Annotated in this window: 20 protein-coding genes and 1 other RNA gene; 11 read left to right on the top strand and 10 right to left on the bottom strand. The window is 67.0% G+C overall.

Translation table 11 applies throughout. The features are described from left to right. Positions 1 to 94: 94 nt before the first annotated feature. From L1080_RS13290 to L1080_RS13305, 4 genes are read left to right on the top strand one after another with little or no spacing between them, the layout of a single operon-like run. Positions 95 to 751, top strand: a complete 657-nt coding sequence (locus tag L1080_RS13290; protein WP_159921617.1) for an ABC transporter permease — start codon at positions 95 to 97, stop codon at positions 749 to 751. Next, positions 744 to 1,955: an ABC transporter ATP-binding protein gene (locus L1080_RS13295; protein WP_159921615.1), complete on the top strand. Its 1,212-nt coding sequence runs from the start codon at positions 744 to 746 to the stop codon at positions 1,953 to 1,955. Before L1080_RS13290 ends, L1080_RS13295 begins: the two co-directional genes overlap by 8 nt. Beyond that, on the top strand, positions 1,952 to 2,722 hold the full coding sequence (locus L1080_RS13300; RefSeq protein WP_159921613.1) for an ABC transporter permease: 771 nt from the start codon (positions 1,952 to 1,954) through the stop codon (positions 2,720 to 2,722). The genes L1080_RS13295 and L1080_RS13300 overlap by 4 nt, the downstream gene beginning before the upstream one ends. Then, a complete protein-coding gene (locus L1080_RS13305) occupies positions 2,722 to 3,714 on the top strand; it encodes a glycine betaine ABC transporter substrate-binding protein (protein ID WP_159921611.1) in 993 nt (330 codons plus the stop codon). The genes L1080_RS13300 and L1080_RS13305 overlap by 1 nt, the downstream gene beginning before the upstream one ends. A gap of 3 nt (positions 3,715 to 3,717) precedes the next feature. Here L1080_RS13305 and L1080_RS13310 read toward each other — a convergent pair whose 3' ends face one another. The 4 genes from L1080_RS13310 to L1080_RS13325 all read right to left on the bottom strand — a co-directional run bounded on the left by L1080_RS13310 (position 3,718) and on the right by L1080_RS13325 (position 10,728). Then, on the bottom strand, positions 3,718 to 4,683 hold the full coding sequence (locus L1080_RS13310; RefSeq protein ID WP_159921609.1) for an endonuclease/exonuclease/phosphatase family protein: 966 nt from the start codon (positions 4,681 to 4,683) through the stop codon (positions 3,718 to 3,720). Then, a complete protein-coding gene (locus L1080_RS13315) occupies positions 4,680 to 7,694 on the bottom strand; it encodes a bifunctional [glutamine synthetase] adenylyltransferase/[glutamine synthetase]-adenylyl-L-tyrosine phosphorylase (protein ID WP_250777126.1) in 3,015 nt (1,004 codons plus the stop codon). The genes L1080_RS13310 and L1080_RS13315 overlap by 4 nt, the downstream gene beginning before the upstream one ends. Before the next feature lie 8 nt (positions 7,695 to 7,702). Further along, positions 7,703 to 9,043 (bottom strand): glutamine synthetase family protein, encoded by a 1,341-nt coding sequence (locus L1080_RS13320; protein WP_109329144.1) that lies wholly within the window; start codon positions 9,041 to 9,043, stop codon positions 7,703 to 7,705. Between the two features lie 116 nt (positions 9,044 to 9,159). Continuing rightward, positions 9,160 to 10,728: an alpha/beta hydrolase gene (locus tag L1080_RS13325; protein WP_159921605.1), complete on the bottom strand. Its 1,569-nt coding sequence runs from the start codon at positions 10,726 to 10,728 to the stop codon at positions 9,160 to 9,162. A gap of 182 nt (positions 10,729 to 10,910) precedes the next feature. Here L1080_RS13325 and panB point away from each other — a divergent pair, with 182 nt between their 5' ends. The 3 genes from panB to pip are packed head-to-tail and all read left to right on the top strand — an operon-like array spanning position 10,911 to position 13,253. Next, positions 10,911 to 11,780 (top strand): 3-methyl-2-oxobutanoate hydroxymethyltransferase, encoded by an 870-nt coding sequence (gene panB, locus L1080_RS13330; protein ID WP_250777127.1) that lies wholly within the window; start codon positions 10,911 to 10,913, stop codon positions 11,778 to 11,780. A gap of 44 nt (positions 11,781 to 11,824) precedes the next feature. Continuing rightward, positions 11,825 to 12,277: a hypothetical protein gene (locus tag L1080_RS13335; RefSeq protein WP_250777128.1), complete on the top strand. Its 453-nt coding sequence runs from the start codon at positions 11,825 to 11,827 to the stop codon at positions 12,275 to 12,277. Between the two features lie 19 nt (positions 12,278 to 12,296). After that, positions 12,297 to 13,253: a prolyl aminopeptidase gene (pip, locus tag L1080_RS13340; RefSeq protein ID WP_250777142.1), complete on the top strand. Its 957-nt coding sequence runs from the start codon at positions 12,297 to 12,299 to the stop codon at positions 13,251 to 13,253. Between the two features lie 4 nt (positions 13,254 to 13,257). On the opposite strand, the gene L1080_RS13345 is transcribed toward pip, so the two are convergent. Next, positions 13,258 to 14,658: an RNB domain-containing ribonuclease gene (locus L1080_RS13345; RefSeq protein ID WP_250777143.1), complete on the bottom strand. Its 1,401-nt coding sequence runs from the start codon at positions 14,656 to 14,658 to the stop codon at positions 13,258 to 13,260. 53 nt (positions 14,659 to 14,711) lie between these two features. Next, positions 14,712 to 14,897, bottom strand: coding sequence for a hypothetical protein (locus tag L1080_RS13350; RefSeq protein WP_109329136.1), 186 nt, complete (start codon positions 14,895 to 14,897; stop codon positions 14,712 to 14,714). A gap of 381 nt (positions 14,898 to 15,278) precedes the next feature. Here L1080_RS13350 and L1080_RS13355 point away from each other — a divergent pair, with 381 nt between their 5' ends. Together L1080_RS13355 and L1080_RS13360 are read left to right on the top strand one after the other, a co-directional pair. Next, positions 15,279 to 15,725, top strand: coding sequence for an FAS1-like dehydratase domain-containing protein (locus tag L1080_RS13355; RefSeq protein ID WP_159921601.1), 447 nt, complete (start codon positions 15,279 to 15,281; stop codon positions 15,723 to 15,725). Then, the gene (locus L1080_RS13360) at positions 15,722 to 16,141 is read left to right on the top strand and encodes a MaoC/PaaZ C-terminal domain-containing protein (RefSeq protein ID WP_250777129.1); all 420 of its coding nucleotides are present in this window, start codon (positions 15,722 to 15,724) and stop codon (positions 16,139 to 16,141) included. The genes L1080_RS13355 and L1080_RS13360 overlap by 4 nt, the downstream gene beginning before the upstream one ends. An 11-nt stretch (positions 16,142 to 16,152) precedes the next feature. Here L1080_RS13360 and L1080_RS13365 read toward each other — a convergent pair whose 3' ends face one another. Both L1080_RS13365 and rnpB read right to left on the bottom strand, forming a co-directional pair. Then, on the bottom strand, positions 16,153 to 16,956 hold the full coding sequence (locus L1080_RS13365) for an alpha/beta fold hydrolase (protein ID WP_159921599.1): 804 nt from the start codon (positions 16,954 to 16,956) through the stop codon (positions 16,153 to 16,155). Positions 16,957 to 17,014: 58 nt separating this feature from the next. Beyond that, an RNA gene (rnpB, locus tag L1080_RS13370) (RNase P RNA component class A) lies at positions 17,015 to 17,452 on the bottom strand. Between the two features lie 77 nt (positions 17,453 to 17,529). Here rnpB and L1080_RS13375 point away from each other — a divergent pair. Next, a complete protein-coding gene (locus L1080_RS13375; RefSeq protein ID WP_250777130.1) occupies positions 17,530 to 18,057 on the top strand; it encodes a DUF1697 domain-containing protein in 528 nt (175 codons plus the stop codon). Between the two features lie 7 nt (positions 18,058 to 18,064). Beyond that, positions 18,065 to 19,300: an SLC13 family permease gene (locus L1080_RS13380; RefSeq protein WP_250777131.1), complete on the top strand. Its 1,236-nt coding sequence runs from the start codon at positions 18,065 to 18,067 to the stop codon at positions 19,298 to 19,300. 6 nt (positions 19,301 to 19,306) lie between these two features. Here L1080_RS13380 and L1080_RS13385 read toward each other — a convergent pair whose 3' ends face one another. Together L1080_RS13385 and L1080_RS13390 are read right to left on the bottom strand one after the other, a co-directional pair. Next, the gene (locus L1080_RS13385) at positions 19,307 to 20,431 is read right to left on the bottom strand and encodes a bifunctional RNase H/acid phosphatase (RefSeq protein WP_250777132.1); all 1,125 of its coding nucleotides are present in this window, start codon (positions 20,429 to 20,431) and stop codon (positions 19,307 to 19,309) included. After that, positions 20,428 to 21,165 carry a zinc ribbon domain-containing protein gene (locus tag L1080_RS13390; protein WP_159921591.1) on the bottom strand — a complete coding sequence of 246 codons (738 nt, stop codon included), beginning with the start codon at positions 21,163 to 21,165 and terminating at the stop codon, positions 20,428 to 20,430. Before L1080_RS13390 ends, L1080_RS13385 begins: the two co-directional genes overlap by 4 nt. Positions 21,166 to 21,230: the final 65 nt, after the last annotated feature.

Consider the following 21,230-nt stretch of genomic DNA (forward strand, 5'->3'; position numbering starts at 1 on the left):
CCGCCGAAGATTCGCATTTGCCTGCGTACAGGGCCGGCGCATAGCACTGTGAAATATCTCGGAACAGGTTTCGACGGGTGAAAGGTGTCGCACAGTGGACATCGTGCAGCTGTGGGATTTCGTCTCCGCGCGGAAGCAGCAACTGCTCACGGACTCCTATCTGCACGTCAGCGCTGTGGTGCAATCGGTGGTCATCGCCACGGTCGTCGCGGTGGTCGTCGGCATCGTCGTGTATCGCAGTCCGGCGGGCTCGGCCGTCGCCACAGCGCTCGCGAGCACCATCCTCACCGTCCCGTCGTTCGCCCTACTAGGCCTCCTGATCCCCATCCTGGGTCTCGGTGTGGCTCCCACCGTGACGGCCCTGGTCCTGTACGCCCTGCTGCCGATCATCCGGAACACGATCCTCGGTCTGTCGTCGGTGGACCCGGCGGTGACGGACGCGGCACGAGGTGTCGGTATGAGCCGGATCGCTGTGCTGAGCCGGATCGAGTTGCCGCTCGCGTGGCCGTCGATCCTCACCGGCATGCGGGTGAGCACCCAGATGTTGATGGGAATTCTCGCCATAGCGGCGTACGCCAAGGGCCCCGGACTGGGCAACCTCATCTTCTCCGGACTGTCCCGGGTGGGAAGCCCCACGGCAGTCCCGCAGGCCCTCACGGGCACCGTTTTGATCGTCCTTCTCGCTCTCGTGCTCGACGGCCTTTTCGTGGTCGTCGGGCGACTCACCACTTCCAGGGGGATCCGTGACTGAACTCGACACAGCACGCACCGGCGCCGACACCGTCTCAGGCGTCGAGATCGTCCTCGAGAATGTGGTCAAGAACTATCCCGGCCAGAGCCGGCCGGCCGTCGACAACGTCTCGATGCGCATCCCGGCGGGCGAGATCGTCGTATTCGTCGGCCCGTCCGGCTGCGGCAAGACCACCACGATGCGGATGATCAACCGCCTCATCGAACCGACGTCGGGCAAGATCACGATCGGCGGCAACGATGCGCTGTCCATCGATCCCGACAGGTTGCGGCGGGGCATCGGCTACTCGATACAGCAGGCAGGGCTCTTCCCGCATTTGACCATCGCCAAGAATGTCGCCACCGTTCCCGGGCTGATCGGGTGGGACAAGAAGAAGATCGCCCAGCGCACCGACGACATGCTCGACCTTGTGGGACTCGACCCCGATGTCTACCGGGACCGCTATCCCCGGCAGCTGTCGGGTGGTCAGCAACAGCGGGTCGGCGTGGCCCGGGCCCTGGCCGCCGATCCCCCGGTCCTGCTCATGGACGAGCCGTTCGGCGCGGTGGATCCGATTACGCGCGGACTGCTGCAGGACGAACTGATGCGACTGCAGTCGGATCTGGGCAAGACCATCGTCTTCGTCACCCACGACTTCAACGAGGCCGTCAAGCTCGGCGACCGTATCGCCGTTCTCGGGGATCAGTCGCACATCATGCAGTACGACACCCCGGATGCGATTCTCGCGAATCCCGCGAACGACATGGTGGCCGGCTTCGTCGGCGCGAACGCGTCGCTCAAACAGTTGACGCTGACCCGGGTCCGGGACGTGCCGCTCCTCGACTGCCCCACCGCGTATGCCGACGGTTCGGTCGACGAGCTGCGGGCGGCCATCACACCACGCAAAATCAAGTGGGGTCTGATTCTCGACGCACGTGATCGCCCCATCCGCTGGGTGTCCCTCGGCCACCTGGCGCACGCCTCCTCACTGCAGGACATCGGTGACCCGATCGAGGAGGTCGTCTCCACCCAGTCCACGCTGCAGGATGCGCTCGAGGCGTTGCTCGCCGAAAGTAGCGCCTCGACCGTCGTCACCGGCCGACGGGGCGAGTACGAAGGTCTCATCAGTATCGACACGCTGGTGAACCACCTCTCCGCGATGCGGGAGGAGCACGGGCCGGACAGCGAGAACGGGGAAACGAGCGTGGAGGGACCGCCGTCATGACCACCGCCGTTGTCGCACAGACCATCCCCGCCGCCCGCCGGTCCGAACGTGCCCGGTTGCTGGTTCAACCGGCGATCGTGCTCGTACTCGTCGCCGGGGTCCTCGGCTGGGCATTCAACCGCGAACTCACGGCCACTCAGAAGGGCAGTCTCAACGCTTCGAACATCGCCACCCTGACATGGCAGCATGTGCTGATCACGGTCGTGGTCGTGACCATCGTCGTTGCCATCGCCGTTCCCCTGGGCGTCCTTCTGACGCGCCCCGGTTTCACCAGGCTGGCACCAGTCTTCATCGGTGTCGCCAACATCGGTCAGGCCGCGCCGGCGATCGGGCTACTCGTGCTGCTGTTCCTGGCCACCAACACCACCGGGTTCTGGATCGGCGTTCTGCCCATAGCGTTCTACTCGTTGCTTCCTGTGCTTCGCAACACCATGCTCGGTCTGCAGCAGGTCGATCCCGCCGTCATCGACGCCGGGCGCGGGCAAGGAATGACGGCGCGCCTGGTGTTGCAGAAAGTCGAGTTGCCACTGGCCGTTCCGTACATCCTGGCCGGGTTGCGTACCTCGCTCGTCCTCGCCGTCGGCACCGCGACCCTCAGTTTCCTCGTCAGCGCTGGCGGTCTCGGCATCCTCATCGACACCGGATACAAGCTGCGCGACAACGTCACACTGGTCGTCGGCGCGGTGCTCGCGGTTGCGCTCGCGCTTCTGGTCGACTGGTGCGGTGCACTGGCCGAGGAGTTCCTGGGCCCCAAGGGACTGCGCTGATGGCCTTGCGACGAGGACTCCGGCGCACTCTTGCCGCAACGGCGTTGGCGTGCAGTGTCACTCTCCTGGCCGGCTGCGGTCTCGAATCCGGTGGCGCGTTGCCGCTGTCCGTACTCCCCGGCAGTATCCAGCCTGTCCCCGGACTCGAGGGGGTCAAGATCACCGTCGGGTCCAAAGATTTCACCGAGCAGGTGATCCTCGGGTACATCATCGAGTTCGCGCTCAGCGCCGCCGGCGCCGAGGTGCGCGATCTCACCAACATCCAGGGATCGAACAGCACCCGGGACGCGCAGTTGGACGGGCAGATCGACGTCACCTACGAGTACACGGGAACCGGCTGGATCAACTATCTGGGCAACGAGACTCCTGTGCCCGACCCCGTCGCGCAATTCGAGGCCGTGCGGGACGAAGACCTCGAACGCAATGCCATGGTGTGGGTGGAGCCCGCGCCCATGAACAACACGTATGCCCTGGCGATGAACAGGCAGACCGCCGAGCAGACCGGCATCACCACGTTGTCCCAGTACGCAGACCTGGTCAACCGCGACCCTGCGGCCGCCACCACGTGCGTCGAGACGGAATTCAATGTGCGACAGGACGGCTTCCCCGGGCTGGCCGCCACCTACGGCTTCGATCCCGCGAGAGCGAACCGGCAGATCCTGCAGACCGGCATCATCTATCAGGCCACCGCGGACGGCACACAATGCAAGTTCGGTGAGGTGTTCACCACCGACGGACGCATCATCGCGCTCGATCTGGTTCTTCTCGAGGACGACCGGCAGTTCTTCCCGAAGTACAACCCTGCCATCACGATGCGGAAGGACTTCGCCGATGCCCACCCACAGGTGGCGGAGGTCATGGCGCCCATTTCGGACGCCCTGACCAACGAGGAGGTCACCGAGATGAACCGGCTCGTCGACGTCGAAGGACAGGAACCGGCGGACGTCGCTCGTAACTGGCTGGCAGACAAGGGATTTGTGACACTCCCCTGACCGTCAAGGACCGAGCGTGATCGTTGCGATCAAGCCCCGATGATCCGAACCGGCGATCACCACCGACTCGACCGACTGCGCCCGGGCCCCGCTCGTCACGATGTGGTCGATCGCGATCATCGGCGGAAACGGCTGCCGGTCTGCCGGATACGTGTTCTGGATTCCGGCACCCACCTGGTCGGCGGCGTCCCGGAAGCGGCCGCTCACCAGATTGCGGTACTTGACGTGATCGCGGGTGGAATTGAAATCGCCGCTGAGAATCACCGGACCCGAGTCCTCGGGGATCCCGTCGAGCAACGCCTTGATGCGGTCCATCTCCCCCGCCCACACCGCGGAATCCACCGGCCAGGGCGGAACGGGATGCAGAGCGTACACGGCGGCACTCGCGCCGTCCGGAAGGGTTATCCGCGCCGACAGCGCCGTCAGCAGGAACTCCTCGTGGTGTATCTGTTCGGACAGCGGATACCGGCTCCAGATCCCGGTTCCTACTCCGCCGGTCCCGGGCCGCAGAAACGAGTAAGGCAACACAGACGAGATACCCGACGCCTCGAGCCGCCCGACAGCCTCGGGCGTCAGTTCGTTCACGGTAACGACGTCGACGTCGTTGTCCTCGATCTGCCTCCTCAGCGAATCGGGATCAGCGTTGCCGAGCCAGATATTGGCTTGCATCACAGTCACTTCCGGACCAGATGCCGGCGCCGAGCCGTTCGCCAGATAGAGCGGCGCCTGCGACAGCGTGGCTACCGCCGCGACTGTCAGGGCCACGCCGAATCCGACCCAGTGCCGCGTCACTCCGAGAACCAGCACCCCGACCGCGGCCGCGGCCATCAAATAGGGGGCGGCCGACGCCAGCACGAGGAGTCGTTGGTTGTGCACGTCGAGGAATCGGAGCACCACACCGAACACCCCGACGAGCACCGCGCACCACCCGAGGGCAGTGAGCGCTCGCACTCCCCAGGCGGCGATCACCCGCCGAAGACCCTCTCCACCACTGCTTTGGCCCGTCGGGTGACGCGCAGGTAATGGTCGAGGAACCCGCCCGCGTCGTCACTACCCCAGCCGGCAATCTGTGCGACCGCGGACAGGACGCGACCGGAGCCGGGCAGCTGGTCGGTGGGCTTACCGCGCACCAGCACCAGGCAGTTGCGGGCTTTCGTCGCCGTGATCCACGCGTCGCGTAGCAGTTCGACGTCCGCCTCACTGAGCAGTTCTGCGGCCCCGATGGCGTCGAGAGTTTCGAGGGTCGACGTGTTGTGGAGCGACTCGATGTCGTGGGCGTGGCGAAGCTGGATCAGCTGCACAGTCCACTCGATGTCGGCGAGCCCGCCGCGGCCGAGTTTGGTGTGCGTGGCGGGGTCGGCGCCGCGAGGCAACCGCTCCGAGTCGACCCGCGCCTTGATGCGCCGGATCTCGCGTACCGCCTGCTCTGACACCCCGCCTTCGGGGTAACGCGTCTTGTCGATCATGTGCAGGAAGCGCAGTCCGAGGTCGGCGTCGCCGGCAACGTGGTGTGCTCGCAGCAGCGCCTGAATCTCCCAGGCCTGCGCCCACTGTGCGTAGTAGGCCTCGTACGACGCGAGCGTGCGCACGACGGGACCGCTACGACCCTCCGGCCGCAACCCGGTGTCGACCTCGAGTGGTGGATCCGTGCTGGGCGCACCCAGGAGCGAGCGCACCTTGTCGGCGACTCCGTTGGCCCACTTGACGGCGACGGTCTCGTCGACGCCCTCGCGGGGCTCGCACACGAAGAGCACGTCGGCGTCGGATCCGTAGCCCAGCTCACCGCCACCGAGCCGGCCCATCCCGATCACCGTGAACGTTGCGGGTGCCGGTTCGCCCAGCTCCTTCTCGCTCGCGTTGATCACCGAGGTCAGCGCGGAGTTGAGGACGGCCGCCCACACCGAGGACAGCGCCCGGCACACCCCGGGCACGTCGAGCATGCCGAGAATGTCGGCGGAGGCGATCCGGGCCAGTTCGTACCGGCGCAGGGACCGCGCGGCCGCGATGGCGCGCGCCGGATCGTCGTGGCGTGCCGACGCCGTCAGAATTCCCCGCGCGACGTCCTCCGGTTTCGATTCCAGCAGGCGCGGGCCGCCCGGGGAATCGGCAAACAACCGCACCACATCGGGGGCCTTGATCAGCAGGTCTGGAACGTAGGCCGACGAACCCAGCACGGTCATCAGTCGCTCGGCCACGGACGCCTCGTCACGGAGCAGACGCAGGAACCATGTCTGGTCGTTCATCGCATCCGACAGCCTGCGGTAGGCGAGCAACCCCGCGTCGGGGTCCGGTGTGTCACCGAGGAATTCGAGCAACGTCGGCAGCAGCAGCGCCTGGATGCGGCCCTTTCGGGACGCACCGCTCGTGAGCGCCGTCAGATGTCCGAGGGCGTTCTCGGGTGCCGTGTATCCCAGCGCCGCCAACTGCCGGATTGCCGCGTCGGGACTGAGCCGCAGAGCATCCTTGTCGATCCGAGCCACCGATTCGAGCAGTGGGCGGTAGAACAATTTGGCGTGCAGGCGCCGCACCCGGTGGGCGTTGCGCTTGATTTCGGCGTTGAGGACGCCGAGGGCATCCTTGCTGCCGTCCGGCCGCATGTGGGCGGCCCGCGCCAGCCACCGCAATGCTTCCTCGTCCTCGGCGGGCGGAAGCGTGTGGGTGCGTCGCAACTTCTGCAGTTGCAGCCGGTGCTCGAGCAGCCGCAGGAATTCGTACGACGCAGCCAAATTCGCGGCGTCGTCGCGCCCGACGTACCCGCGCGCGGCGAGCGCCGTCAAGGCGTCGATGGTGCTCTGCACGTGGAGCGCCTCGTCCGCACGTCCGTGGACCAGCTGGAGCAGCTGCACCGCGAACTCGACGTCCCGCAGGCTGCCCCGGCCCAATTTGAGCTCCCGCTCGCGCAGTTCGGGCGGAACCATCTCCTCTACCCGCCGGCGCATGGCCTGCACCTCGGGAACGAAATCTTCCCGCTCGGAGGCCGTCCACACCATCGGGCTGAGGGCCTCGACGTACTGCCGTCCCAGCTCGAGGTCGCCGATCATCGGCCGAGCCTTGAGGAGCGCCTGGAATTCCCAGGTCTTGGCCCACCGCTTGTAGTAGGTGACGTGAGATTCGAGGGTGCGGACGAGTTCGCCGCGTTTACCCTCGGGTCGCAGTGCCGCATCGACGTCGAAGAAGGCCGTCGATCCGATGCGCATCAGCTCACCCGCGATCCGGCTGGCGATCGCATCGGCGGGCTCGGCGACGAAGACCACGTCCACATCGCTGACGTAATTCAGTTCGCGTGCACCACATTTGCCCATCGCGATCACGGCGAGCCGCACCGGGCAGGGCGCTTCCGGACACACTGTTGCGACGGCGACTGCGAGGGCGGCATTGAGTGCGGCGTCCGCCAGATCGGACAACTGACGCCCGACGGTCTGGTACGGAAGTACCGGTTCGTTCTCGACGGTGGCCGCGAGGTCCACGGCGGCCAGGAGCATGAGCTGGTCACGGTACGACTTGCGCAATGCGGCGACAGCGTCCGAGCCCGTCACGGCGGCCCGGTACAGATTCGCCTCGGGATGAACGCCTTCCTCCGGGTGGGCGTCGACGGACGCTAACATCCGGGCGTTCGCCTCTTCCCTCGTCGGCAGGGTCACGTCGCCGGCGAGATTGGTCCACAGCGCGGGGTCCGCTACGAGATGATCGCCGAACGCACTGGAAGCACCCAGCAAGCCAAACAAGCGCCCGCGCAGGGCCTTGTCGGTCCGCAGGGCTTTGTCGAGGGCTTCCCACCCGTCGCCCAGACCGTCCTTCATCCGCACCAACGTGCGGAGCGCGAGGTCGGCGTTGGCTGCACGGGAGAGGGACCAGAGCAGCTCGACGCTGCCCTCGCCTACCCAGCCCAGATCTCGAAGTTCGGCGGGAGCGGTCGGTTCGACGAGGCCCAGTCGACCCGGGCCGGGAACGGCAGAACGCGCTGCCGGAGGCTTCACCATGTTCTTGCTCACAACCCCAGATACGTCTTGAGTTCGAACGGCGTCACGTGGCTGCGGTACTCCTCCCACTCGCGACGCTTGTTGCGGAGGAAGAAGTCGAACACGTGCTCACCGAGTGCTTCGGCGACCAGTTCGGACTTCTCCATTTCCCGCAGCGCCCCGTCGAGGTTCCCGGGGAGTTCGCGATACCCCATGGCGCGCCGCTCGGCCGATGTCAACGCCCACACGTCGTCCTCGGCCTCCGGCGGCAGTGCGTAACCCTTCTCGATACCGCGCAGTCCCGCAGCGAGCAGGACCGCGAAGGTGAGATACGGGTTGCACGCCGAGTCTGGGCTGCGGATCTCGACGCGACGCGACGACGCCTTGTTGGGCGTGTACATCGGGACACGCACGAGCGCCGACCGGTTCGACGGACCCCAGGAGGCCGCAGTCGGAGCTTCTCCACCGTGGATGAGCCGCTTGTACGAGTTCACCCACTGATTGGTGACCGCACTGATCTCATTGGCGTGTTCGAGGATGCCGGCGATGAACGCCTTCCCGGTCTCCGACAGCTGCATCGGATCGTCCGGGTTGTGGAACGCGTTGGTGTCGCCCTCGAACAGGCTCATGTGCGTGTGCATCGCCGAGCCGGCCTGATCGCTGAACGGCTTGGGCATGAACGTGGCCCGCACCCCCTCGGCAATGGCGACTTCCTTCACCACGTACCGGAAGGTCATGACGTTGTCGGCCATCGACAGGGCATCCGCATACCGCAGGTCGATCTCCTGCTGGCCGGGGGCCGCCTCGTGATGGCTGAACTCGACGGAGATTCCCATCGACTCGAGCGCGTCGATGGCGTGGCGGCGGAAATTGGGGGCAGAGTCGTGGACTGCCTGGTCGAAGTACCCACCGGAGTCTGCGGGCTTCGGCGGCGTGCCGTCGATCGGCCCGTTCTCGAGCAGGAAGAACTCGATCTCGGGGTGCACGTAGCAACTGAAGCCGAGGTCGCTGGCCTTGTTCAGCTGCCGTCGCAGCACGTGCCGCGAATCGGCCCAGGACGGGGACCCGTCGGGCATGGCGATGTCGCAGAACATGCGGGCGGAGTGCTGATGGCCCTTGCTCGAGCTCCAGGGCAGAACCTGGAACGTGGAGGCGTCCGGCTTCGCGACGGTGTCGGCTTCGGACACCCGCGAGAACCCTTCGATCGCGGATCCGTCGAAGCCGATGCCCTCCTCGAAGGCACCTTCCAGTTCCGCGGGGGCGATCGCCACCGATTTCAGGTATCCGAGAACATCCGTGAACCACAATCGGACGAACCGAATGTCGCGCTCTTCCAGGGTGCGAAGCACGAATTCCTTTTGGCGATCCATGTCCGCGAGAGTAAGCAAAGTTCGTTAAATCTGTGTTACTTCGTGAATTCACCCGGCTACGATTCCGCATCGTGCCAGCGTGTGGCCACCTCGACCCCTCGCCGCGGACGCGCGTGTCAACAGGTGAGGTCGGCGGGCGGCGGCTCGAGGGTCACGAAATAGTCGATGACGGCGTCGTCGACGCATGCTTCGCCATCGAGAACGACGGTGTGCTGAGTGCCCCGGTACGTGATCAGCGCGCCGTTCATCTGCTTCGCCAGGTCCACTCCCGCTTGATAGGGAGTGGCCGGATCCTCTGTGGTCGAGACCACTACGATCGTCGGGATTCCGGGGGCGTCCACCGTGTGCGGTGCACCCGTGCTCGGTACCGGCCAGAACGCGCAGACGTCGAGCGGCGCGTTGCCCGTGCCGCGACCGTCGTCGAGGAACGGAGCCGCCTGCCGGTACCGCAGATCGGCCTCGCCGACCTTCGCGCGATCGGTGACCGGCGGATCGTCCACGCACCGGATGGCGTTGAAAGCGTCGTTGAGGTTCGAGTAGCTGCCGTCGTCCGCCCGGCCCTCGTACAGATCGGCCAGCATCAGCAGCGAATCCCCGGTGCCCGTCCGCAGACTCTGCAATCCGCCGCGCAGCGGTCCCCACAGGTTGGGTGAGTACAGCGCCTGCTGGACGCCGGTGATCGCGTCGGTGTAGCTGAGTCCTCGTGGATCGGTCGTGGCCGCCGGCTTCGCGATCAGCGGATCGACCAGAGCGCGAAAGTTCTCGTCGGCCTTCGCCGGGTCGGTGCCCAGGGGGCAATCCTGCTGCCTCATGCAGTCCGCGACGAAGGCGTCGAATGCCTTCTGGAAGCCTTCGGCCTGCAAGATGACCTCGTCGGTCGGATCCTGCTCGGGGTCGAGGGCGCCGTCGAGCACCATCGCCCGCACGTTGCCGGGGAACGTCTCCGCATAGGAGGACCCCAGCCGGGTGCCGTAGGAATATCCGAGGTAGTTCAGCTTCGCGTCGCCGAGCACTGCCCGGATGACGTCCATGTCGCGGACGACGTCGTAGGTGCCCACGTGGGCCAGTACGTCCGGACCTGTCCGCTCTGCGCACTTGGCCGCGTAATCACGGTTCTCCGCTTCGGTTTGCGCGATCCCGGCAGGGCTCATGTCGACGTCGTCGTCCCTCCGCTTGGCGTCCACCTCTGGGTCGGTCAAGCAGGTCACTGCCGGGGTGGATGCGCCGACACCGCGCGGGTCAAATCCGACGACGTCGAACTTCTCGGCGAGTTCGGTGCCGTCGGCCACGGATGCCAGAGCCAGACCGGATGCCCCGGGACCGCCGGGGTTGACCAGAAGAGACCCGAGTTTCGGTCCACCCGCCCGCGAACGGGAGATCGCGATCTGCGCCGTGGCGCCGCCCGGGTCCGCGTAGTCGTTGGGCACGGTCACCTTGGCGCAGTCGAGGTTGTCCCCGAGCGGTGTGCCGTCCGTGCTGTATCCCTCGCACGAACCCCAATTCACCTGTTGCGTATAGAAGGCCTCCAGTCCGTCGGGAGCGGACGCTCCCGGCGACGCCGCAGAAGGCGAGGGCTCGGCGACGGCCTCGCCGGAATCCCCTCCACTCCCACTGCATCCTGCGAAGACGAGGACAACGGCGACGGCACCCGCGAACGCGGCCGGCACGCGAGCACTGCGAGACATACGACGATCGTGCCAGGGTTCACCGGGTGCGTGCCTCGAGGGCAGGTCAGACCCCGGAGATCGATGTGACCTATCGCACCTGCGCCGGGGGTTCGCACCCCCATGGCCCGGTGGCAGACTGTAGGCGTCATCACCCGCACCCGGGGACCCGCCAAGGGCCTCGAGGCCAGAAAGGGACAACGATGTCCGATAGCAAGACTTCCGAGAGCACGTCCGAGAATCGGCTCTACGGATCAGCCCCCTCCCCCGACGGACCCCGACGCAAGACCCGGACCCACCACCTGCAGGCCATGAAGGCCGAAGGCGAACGCTGGGCGATGCTCACCGCCTACGACTACTCCAGCGCCCGCATCTTCGAGGAAGCCGGCATCCCGGTCCTGCTGGTCGGCGATTCCGCCGCCAACGTCGTCTACGGGTACGAGACCACCGTTCCGGTCACCGTCGACGAACTGCTTCCCCTGGTACGAGGTGTCGTTCGCGGCGCACCCCACGCCCTCGTCGTCGCCGACCTCCCGTTCGGCAGCTACGAGAGCTCGCCCGAGCAGGCCCTGGCCACCGCCACCCGGTTCCTGAAGGAAGGCCTGGCCCACGCCGTCAAGTTGGAGGGCGGCGAACGCGTCGCGCCCCAGATCGCCGCAATTACCGCCGCGGGCATTCCCGTCATGGCCCACGTCGGCTTCACCCCGCAGAGCGTCAACTCACTCGGCGGCTTCCGGGTGCAGGGCCGAGGTGACGCGGCCGAGCAGTTGGTGGCCGACGCCATCGCCGTCCAGGAAGCAGGCGCTTTCTCGGTCGTCATGGAGATGGTGCCCGCGGAAATCGCCGGACAGGTCACCCGCAAGCTCACCATCCCCACGGTCGGCATCGGTGCCGGCGCCGAATGCGACGCCCAGGTGCTGGTGTGGCAGGACATGGCCGGTTACACCAGCGGGAAGACGGCGAAGTTCGTCAAGCGCTTCGGCAACGTCGGTGACGAGCTCCGCGCAGCAGCCGCGGCCTACGCAGACGAGGTACGTTCGGGCGCCTTCCCCGCGGACGAGCACAGCTTCTGATCTCTTCTCATCCGGTTCGGCTCCACAATTCGAGAGAGGTGTTCATGCGAGTACGACGTGCGTCGCAGACCGGCCACCGTCGCCGCCCGGCCGCACTCGCGGCCGGGGCGGTCGCACTCGCCGCCGCGCTCACGGGGTGCGCGGGACAGGGCACCGCACCGGCGCCCCAATCCGCTGTTCCTACCAGTTCCCCCGCCGCCCCGCCGGGAGTCGCTGCGGTCCCGGGCGGAGTGACCGAGGCCCAGGCCGCCCAGTTGTGCCGGGATCTCGAGGGGCAGCTGCAGAGCTGGCGTACGTACACGCCGACCATCGGGAAGACCGGACTCAACGGGCTGGTCGGCACGTGGATCGCGCAGAACAACCTCAATGCCCTCGACTTCCTGCAGGATCGCGGTCGCATCGACGTGATCACGACGGCGGCCTGCCCGGACATCCGTCAGGAAGCCGTGACCGCGTTGGAGATACCCGATCTGGCGTCCGGCCTGATCGGGTTCTGAGGTGTCCGGCGAGCAGGACCTGCGCACTCTCTACCCCGAGATCCAACCCTTCCGGTTCGGGCATCTCGATGTGGGTGACGGCCAGCAGGTGTACTGGGAACTGAGCGGCAATCCCGACGGAAAGCCCGTCGTCTTCCTGCACGGCGGCCCGGGCGGCGGCACCGATCCTGCGTATCGGCAGTTCTTCGACCCGGCCGCGTACCGGATCGTTCTGTTCGACCAGCGCGGGTGTGGTCGTTCCACACCACACGTCGCCGACGGGGCCGATCTGTCGGTGAACACGACGGACCGCCTGCTCGCGGACATCGAGATGCTGCGTGATCATCTGGGCGTGGAGCGGTGGCAGGTGTTCGGCGGTTCGTGGGGTTCCACCCTGGCCCTCGCCTACACGCAGAAGCATCCGCACCGGGTCACCGAATTGGTGTTGCGAGGAATCTTCCTGCTGCGGCGCAGCGAGATCGACTGGTACTACAACGGCGGTGCCGCACATCTCTTTCCGGAACGGTGGGAGCAGTTCCTGGCGCCCGTTCCCGAGCAAGAGCGGGACGGCGATCTGGTGGAGGCCTACCACCGGCTGCTGCACGCCGAAGATGTGGAGATTGCGACGCGGGCCGCGATCGCGTGGTCGGCCTGGGAAGGGGCGACCAGCTCGCTCCTGCCCAAGCCGGAGCGGATCGCCGAGAGTTCGGAGCCTCGGTTCGCACTCGCGTTCGCCCGCATCGAAAACCACTATTTTCATCACCGCGGGTTCCTCGACGAGGGACAGCTGTTGCGTGATGTTGCGAGGCTCGAGGGGATTCCCGGGGTGATCGTGCAGGGTCGTTACGACGTGGTATGCCCGGCGACGAGCGCGTGGGCGCTGCACCGGGCGTGGCCCGGCTCGCAGCTCGACATCGTCGGCGATGCCGGTCATTCAGCGATGGAGCCGGGGATCGTCGACCGTCTGGTACGGGCCACCGACCGGTTCCGCCCGTAACGAACTACGCCGGGTAGCTGAACTCGACGGACCGCTTGTGGACGTCGGCGGCGACGAGCCGGATCTTGACCTGCTCCCCTTCCGCGGGATCCCCGACGCACTTGCCCATCACCGACACGGAAGGGACGAACACGTCGGCGGTGCGCTTGCCGTTGCGTGAGCGGAGAACGGTCGCATCGAACACGTCCCCCACCCGGTCGGCGAGCACTGTCGCCTCGGCAAGGTCGATGCAGGCGCGTTCCACCTTCCCGGCCAGCGTGTCGGAGCCGCCCATGATCTCGGGCATCGACCCCAGCGCGCCTCGCACCCACGTCGGGACCGCGGCGCCGGACGCTATGGCCAGGCACACTTCCGTCGAATAGCGGTCCGACAGCCGCCGCAGCGGTGCGGTCACGTGTGCGTACGGCGCGCCGATGGCCGCATGCACGGTGAGCTCGGGAACGCTGCCGTCGAAAGCGGCGTAATCGGCGCCGCGCAGCAAGGACGGGGCCTCGGTCATCAGCACGAGCGTCGGCGCCGAATTGGGGTCCAGCCCGGCCAGCATTTCGCCCACACCGACGTCGCGTGGCCACTCGATGCCCAGTGCCGCCGCGGTGCGTCGCAAGGCGGCGACGGCGTCGGGTCCGGCGGGCGGCAACGTCCGCAGCAGCCCGATCCTCGCGTCGATCATCATGGCAGCGGCGCACATTCCGGTGAGCAAGGACACCTCGGCGTTCCAGTCGTCGGCCTCGGTGCGCGGTGCCAGATCGATGCGCCACCCATCGCCGTCCGGTACCACGTCCTGTTCCGGCAGTCGCAGCTCGATGGCACCGCGCGCCATCGCGGCTGCGGCGCGAAGCCGGCCGAACTCGGGCAGCGAGGTGATGGACGGGTGCAATCGGCCCGCGTCCGAATCCGCCTGGACCCCGGCATAGTCGAGCCGCGCCACCGAGCGGACGGTCGCGCGGGATACCGTCCACGACACCGGTGCTGCCTGTTCGTCGAGCTCGATCCGCCACAGGGCTGCGGGGCGGATCTGGTCCGGCAGGAGGCTCGCCGACCCCTCCGACAGCTCCTTCGGGTGCAACGGAACCTTGCCGTCCGGCAGGTAGAACGTCTGGCCCCGCTTGCGGCTCTCCACCTCCAGGGCACCACCGGGTTCGACGACGGCGCCGACGTCCGCGATCGCATAGTGCAGGACGAATCCGTCCGCGGTGCGCTCGAGGTGGAGGGCCTGATCGAGGTCCATCGACTCCGGCGGGTCGATGGTCACGAGGGGCAGATCCGTGCGGTCCTCACGCTCGGCGGAACACCGGTCCGTAGCCCGCACGGCCTCGGCCACCGCCTCGGGCGGATAACCGTGCGGAAGGTTGAATTCCTCGCGCACGGCACCGAAATCGATCCCGTGCGCGAGAAAGCGAGTGATCGGCACCGTAGGTAGCCCCTTTCACGCCGTAGGCACCCTGACGGTGCGCGCTGTCAGTTGTTCCATTCCTCTTCCGCGCGGTCAGCCGCCTTGTTCCGCTCGGCGGCGATCTGCAGCGCCTTCTCGGCCGAAGCCCGGTCGGGGTACGGGCCCATCCTGGACATCGACGAAGCCGCCTTCCCCTGCGTGACGGATCCGTCGTCGACGTTGTAGTACCAGAGTTGATCTTCGTCAGTCATGTTCCCAGTGTCGCACCGGCGGGACGTCTGGAGTTGTGGATCATGCTCAGACTGTTACCCTCGGGGCCTGTCCGGTGATTCGTTCCCCGGCGCCGGTACGTGCGGTGTCGTGGCAGCGTGTCCCGCGTGCAGTGCCCGAACAGAGAATGGAGCGAGCATGTCAACGATCATTTTTGATCAGCTACTTCCCTACCTCGGCGCCGAAGGCGCCTCCTACTGGGCCCAGCTTCTGATGGTCGATCCCGTCTGACGGGATGCCGGTCAGCTGATTCGAACGAAGCCCCCGCCGAACTTCTCGGCGGGGGCTTCGCCGTTGCCGGAGGCGTAGAGTTCCGGCCGTTTCACTGCGCCCGGCGCCCGTAGTCTCTCTACGCTGTCATGATGGCAGTCAATCGAGCGATCGAGGGACGGGTCTATCCGCCCACCGAGCCGTACCTCGTCGGCCGTGAGAAGATTCGCGAGTTCGCACGGGCCGTTTTCGCCACCAACCCGACGTCCTACGACGTGGAACGCGCCCGAGCCGCCGGACACGCTGATCTCGTTGCGCCGCCGACATTTCCCGTCATCGTGCAGGAGCGGGCCCTCGCACAGTTGGTCGCCGATCCGACCACGGGAATCGAGCCCGTCAACCTGGTGCACAGCACCGAACAGGCGTCGTCCTTCCGCCCCGTAGTCGCCGGCGACGAGTTGTCGGCGGTATTGACAGTGACCGAGGTGGCCCCGAGAGGTCCCCACACCCTCATCGTGGCCGGCATCGACATCACCGACGCGAGCGGTGCTGTGGTCAGCACCATGACCTCCAGCCTTTTCGTGCGAGGTGACCAGTGAGTGCGCCCGAGCGAATCCTGCTGGGCGACACCGTCGTCAAAGCGCGATACCACCTGACCCGCGAATCACTGGTTCGCTACGCCGGCGCCTCCGGCGACTTCAATCCGATTCACTATCGGGACGACGTCGCCGCGACGGTCGGACTTCCCGGTGTCCTGGCTCAGGGGATGCTCACGCTGGGGCTCGCCACTCAGTGCGTCGTCGAGTGGCTCGGCGACCCTGCGCGAATCACCGGCTACCGGGCCCGCTTCACGAAGCCGGTCATCGTTCATGCCGAGGACGGTGCGGTCGTCGATGTGGTCGCCAAGGCCGCTCGCGTGGACGACGAAGCCGGCAGCGCCCGGATCGATCTGACCGTGACGTGCGACGGCCATACGGTGCTGGGCAAGTCCCAGGTGTGGATTTCGCTCCGCTGAGGGCGTACCGGTCAGCGCGGCGCCGAGGATGTCGCCGAGCTACCGCCCAGCAGAATGGTGCCGATGAGATCGGGGTCGTCGCTCATGGGAACGTGACCGATTCCGGGGAGCACCAGTAGCCGGGCCTGCGGGAAGGATTTGCGCACGCGTCGCGCCTGATACACCGGCAGGATGAGGTCGCGCCGGCCCCACGCCACGGTGACGGGGACGGTGGCGTCGACGACGGGCGGCAGCGCGAACGACGCCGTCAGTCCCTGGTCGACCAACACGTTGGTGGTGAGGGACCGGGCGTCGATCACGGCATCCTCGTACGGTACGTGGCTCGGCCTGGCGAAGAAGGCGGCCAGCGACGGATAGCGGACTGCGCGGTAGCTCAGCGCCTTCGGCGCATTCTCCCCCATTGCCCTCGCCACCTTGCGGAGCGCACGGAAGGTGTAGATGGTACGCGCCTGATCGGCCTTGTTGACGAAGAATCCGGCCGGCGAGAGGGCGGTGGCGGAGGCCACCTCACCCCTGGCCGCGAGCGCGAGGGAAAGCCAGCCCCCGAGAGAGTTCCCGGCGATGTGTGCGCGTTCTCCCGGCGGCGTCACCGACCGGACGAACCCGCTCAGCTCCTCGAGGAGGGCGGCCATCGCATCCACACCGTCGTGCTCGAGAGCCGGGCACTCCCCGTGGCCCGGAAGATCCACCGTGACCACCCGGCGATACGGCGTCAACTGGTCCAGCAAGGCGTTCCACGCTTGGCGGCGATGCACCACGCCGTGCACGAGGACGAGCGTGGGGCCGGAGCCGGCGATGTCATGAGGCAAGTCCATGGGCAGATGTTAGCGCTCCCACCGGTAACACTTACAGCTCCCGGAGAAACGAGGAGCGCGGACGAGTTGGCGTATAAGCCGGATCCTGTCCCCGGCACCGAAATGCCGGGTGGCGACCATCCATCTGGGCACACCGTCGCCGGGTACCTCGAGCGGTTCACCCGCAGGCTCGGGCGAGCAGCCCTCGAACACCTGCGCAACCGCACCGGGACCCCGAAAGGCCTGGTGCGGTCTTCAACCTTGCTCCGGGCGGGGTTTACCTAGCCACCCCGGTCACCCGGGGTGCTGGTGCGCTCTTACCGCACCGTTTCACCCTGACCGACGCACATCCCGAAGGGGTGTGACGTCGGCGGTCTGTTTTCTGTGGCACTGTCCCGCGAGTCACCTCGGGTTGCCGTTAACAACCGCCCTGCTCTGTGGAGTCCGGACTTTCCTCGGCCCGGGGCCTGTGCATCTGCATGCTGGTTCCCCGTGCCGCGGCCGCCCGGCCAACTCGTCCGCCCGATCAGGATACGCGTCACGCGCTCGGCCTCCGAACTCGCGGTGTCGTGCCTTCGCACTATGGTCGGACTCATGACTCGATACGTCGCCCTTCTGCGTGGGATCAATGTGGGTGGCATCAACATCAAGATGGTGGATCTGCGCCGCACCTTCAGCGATCTGGGTTTCGAGAACGTGAAGACGGTGCTCGCGTCCGGCAACGTGCTGTTCGATTCCGATCGCACCGACGTCCCCACGTTGAAGAGTGAGATCGAGAAGGCCTTGAGGGCCGAGTTCCATTACGACGCATGGGTTTTCGTTTTGGACCTCGAGACGGTCCGAAGGATCGTCGACGACTACCCGTTCGATCCCGAGCGGGAAGGCTGGCATCCGTACGTGCTCGTGACGCCTGATCCCGACGTTCTTGCGGGGCTGATCGCCAAGGGCGAGGAACTGGATCCGGCAGTCGAGCGAGTCCAGGCCGGGAACGGGGTCCTGTACTGGGAGGTCGAACGCGGGATGACGCTGAAGAGCGCGTTCGGCAAGAGCACGGGCACACCGCGGCTCAAGGGGTCCACGACGACTCGCAATCTCCGCACCTTGCAGAAGCTGTTGAAGTAATTCGGCGGTGACAGTTCTGGCAGCGGCCTTGGTCGCCGTAGTCCTCCTGTTCGCGGTCGTCCGCCCGTACCGCCTCCCCGAGGTGGTGGTGGCCGCCCCGGCCGCTGCCGTCGCCGTCGGGGTGGGTCTGGTGACGCCGTCGCAGGCCTGGGACGAAATACGGGAGATGGCGCCGACCGTCGGGTTCCTCGCCGCAATCCTCGTCCTGGCGCACCTGGCGGACGCGATGGGTGTATTTGCCTGGATCGCGAGCCGGTTACGGCGCGGCGCGCGAGGAGAGCCGACACGTTTGCTGACGCTGGTGTTCGGCGCCGCCGCGCTCACCACGGCGGTCCTGAGTCTCGACGCCACGGTGGTGCTTCTGACGCCTGCGGTCATCGCCACGGCACGTGCGTTGCAGATGGACCCACGGCCACATTCGTATGCCACGGCGCATCTGTCGAACACCGCGTCGACACTCCTGCCGGTGTCCAACCTGACCAACCTCATCGCGTTTTCCGCGACGGGGTTGACCTTTCTCCACTTCACCGCGGTGATGGCGCTGCCCTGGATCGTGTCGGTCTGCGTCGAACTGGCGCTGTTCCGTGTGTTCTTCCGGCGGGAACTACTCGCTCGGCGAGGCGCCGAACCGGCGGCGGAACGCGACGTACCCGCGCCTACTGCGGCGTTGGCGATCGTGGGGGCAACGCTGGCGGGTTTCGCTGTGTCCGGCGTCGTCGACGTCGCCCCGGCATGGGTGGCGGCTCTCGGAGCGTTCGCTCTGGGTGTCCTCGCCCTGCGCGAGGGGCGAACCAGGATCCGTCACATCATCTACGCGCTGGACGCGTGGTTCTGCCTGTTCGTCCTTCTCCTCGGCGTCGTGGTGGCGGGGGTGGCGAACGGTCCGATCGGTCAGTGGATCAGCGAGCGACTCCCTACCGGCGCCACCTTCCTCGGCTTGCTCGGAATGGCCGTGGTGGCGGCGGTGGCGGCCAACCTCGTCAACAATCTTCCGGCGACGCTTCTGCTGCTGGCCGGGCTGGGCACTCAGGCCCCACCCGGCCTGGTTCTCGCGATGCTGCTGGGTGTCAACCTCGGCCCCAACCTCACCTACGTCGGCTCGCTGGCCATCATGCTGTGGCGGCGGGTGTCCGCGCGCGCCGGTTCGCCGCCCGAGTTGCGTACGTTCACCGTCCTGGGCCTCGTCACCACGCCGCTGACACTGCTGCCCTCCGTCACCGCGCTGTGGCTGGTCCTGCGGTGAGCCGGGTCAGAGGTGCGAAGTGTCGTTGACCAGGCGTACCGACGAGCCGCCGTCGGGATAGAACTCGGCGATGCTCAGCGACGCCAGATCCAGGTGCAGTTTGTACAGCAGCGACGGTCCGGCAGCGAGTGCCAGCTGGAGTAGCGTCTTGATGGGGGTGACGTGGGTGACCACGAGGATGGTCGAGCCCGCGTAGGAGGAGGTCAGGTCTTCCCGCACCCGCTCGATCCGCTCGCGCACCTCGTCGAAACTTTCCCCGGACGGCGGACGCACAGACGTGTCCGACAGCCAGCTGCGGTGAAGTTCGGGGTCGCGGGCCGCGGCCTCCGCGAACGTCAACCCTTCCCACTTCCCGAAGTCGGTTTCGGTGAGACCCTCGTGCACGGTGACGGGAAGCCCGAGCGCTTCGGCAGCCGCGGCCGCGGTCTGCTGCGCGCGCCCCAGCGGGGAAGAGACGACCGCCGCGATTCCGCCGCGCCCGGCGAGACGTTTGGCGGCGCCCCCCGCCTGCGCCTGCCCCAGTTCGGTGAGCGACGGGTTGCCGCGCCCGGAGTAGCGGCGGTCGACGGACAACGCCGTCTGCCCGTGCCGCAATAGCAACATTCGGGTGGGTGCACCGTGTGCGTCCATCCAGCCCGGCGCGGCGGGGCTGGATGGCGCCGGCGCCGGCGCCGGCGCCGGGGAGGGTGGCGCCGAGGAAAGTGTGGGAGACGGCACGCCCTCGGCCGCATCCATCGCCTCGTTCGCGAGGCGGTCGGCATGCGCGTTCTCCGCCCGCGGAATCCACGTGTACGTCACCTGCTCGAACTGTCCGGCAAGGTCGGCGGCGCGTCGCTGCAACGGAATCATGTCCGGATGCTTGACCTTCCAGCGCCCGGACATCTGCTCGACCACCAGTTTCGAATCCATCCGTACCTCGACCGCGGAGGCACCGAGTTCGGCCGCCGCTCCGAGACCGGCAATCAGTCCCCGGTATTCGGCGACGTTGTTGGTGGCGACACCGAGGCTTTCCTTCCGCTCCGCCAGAACGGTGCCGTGTGCCGAGTCGAACACGACGGCGCCGTAGCCGGCCGGCCCGGGGTTGCCCCGCGACCCGCCGTCGGCCTCGACGACCACCCGCCCGACACTCACAGACCGGACTCCTTGGTACGCACCAGGATTGCCCCGCATTCCGGGCACCGCACCACGACGTCCGGTGCGGTGGCGGTGATGCGGGAGATTTCGCCGCGGTCCAGCTCGATACGGCATGCGCCGCACCTCCGCGCCTGCAGCAGTGCCGCGCCGACACTGTTCTGCTTACGCTGCTTCTCGTAGATCGCGATCAGGTCGGCGGGGAGCTGCTCCGCCAGTGTGGTCCGGTCCGCTGTGCACCGCTGCTCCGCGGAATCGAGGTCGGCCACCGCATCGTCGCGGCGGCGTCGTGCGTCGATCAGTTCGTCCTCGATCTGCGAGAGCTGGGCACCGGCATGGTCGTGATCGGACTGGGACGCTTCACGCCGTTCCATCACTTCGAGCAGTTCGTCTTCGAGGAGACCCTGCCGTCGGACCAGGCTGCCGAGTTCGTGTTCGAGTTCGGTGAGCTGCTTCGACCCCACCGAGCCGCTCTGGAGCAGCGCGCGGTCGCGATCCTCACGCTTGCGCACCGCGTCGACCTCGCCCTCGAGTTTGCGAATGTCGCGGTCGAGGTCGTCCAGGATGATCTCCACGGCCACTGCCGCATCCTTGCGGGTGAGTCGTTCGGCCTCGAGCCGCTCGACTTCCTGCTGTTCCGGGAGCGCGGTGCGGCGGTAGGCGATCCTCGAGAGCTCCGCATCGACGCCGGCGAGGTCGAGGAGCTTGGACTGGACCTGTGGTTCGACGTTCACGCGTGGTAACTCCTGCTGTCTTCTGTGAAGGGTTCTTCTCTGGAGATGTGTAGGCCAACCGTACC

The organism is Rhodococcus sp. MSC1_016, from assembly GCF_023667485.2.
Lineage (GTDB): Bacteria > Actinomycetota > Actinomycetes > Mycobacteriales > Mycobacteriaceae > Rhodococcus_F > Rhodococcus_F oxybenzonivorans.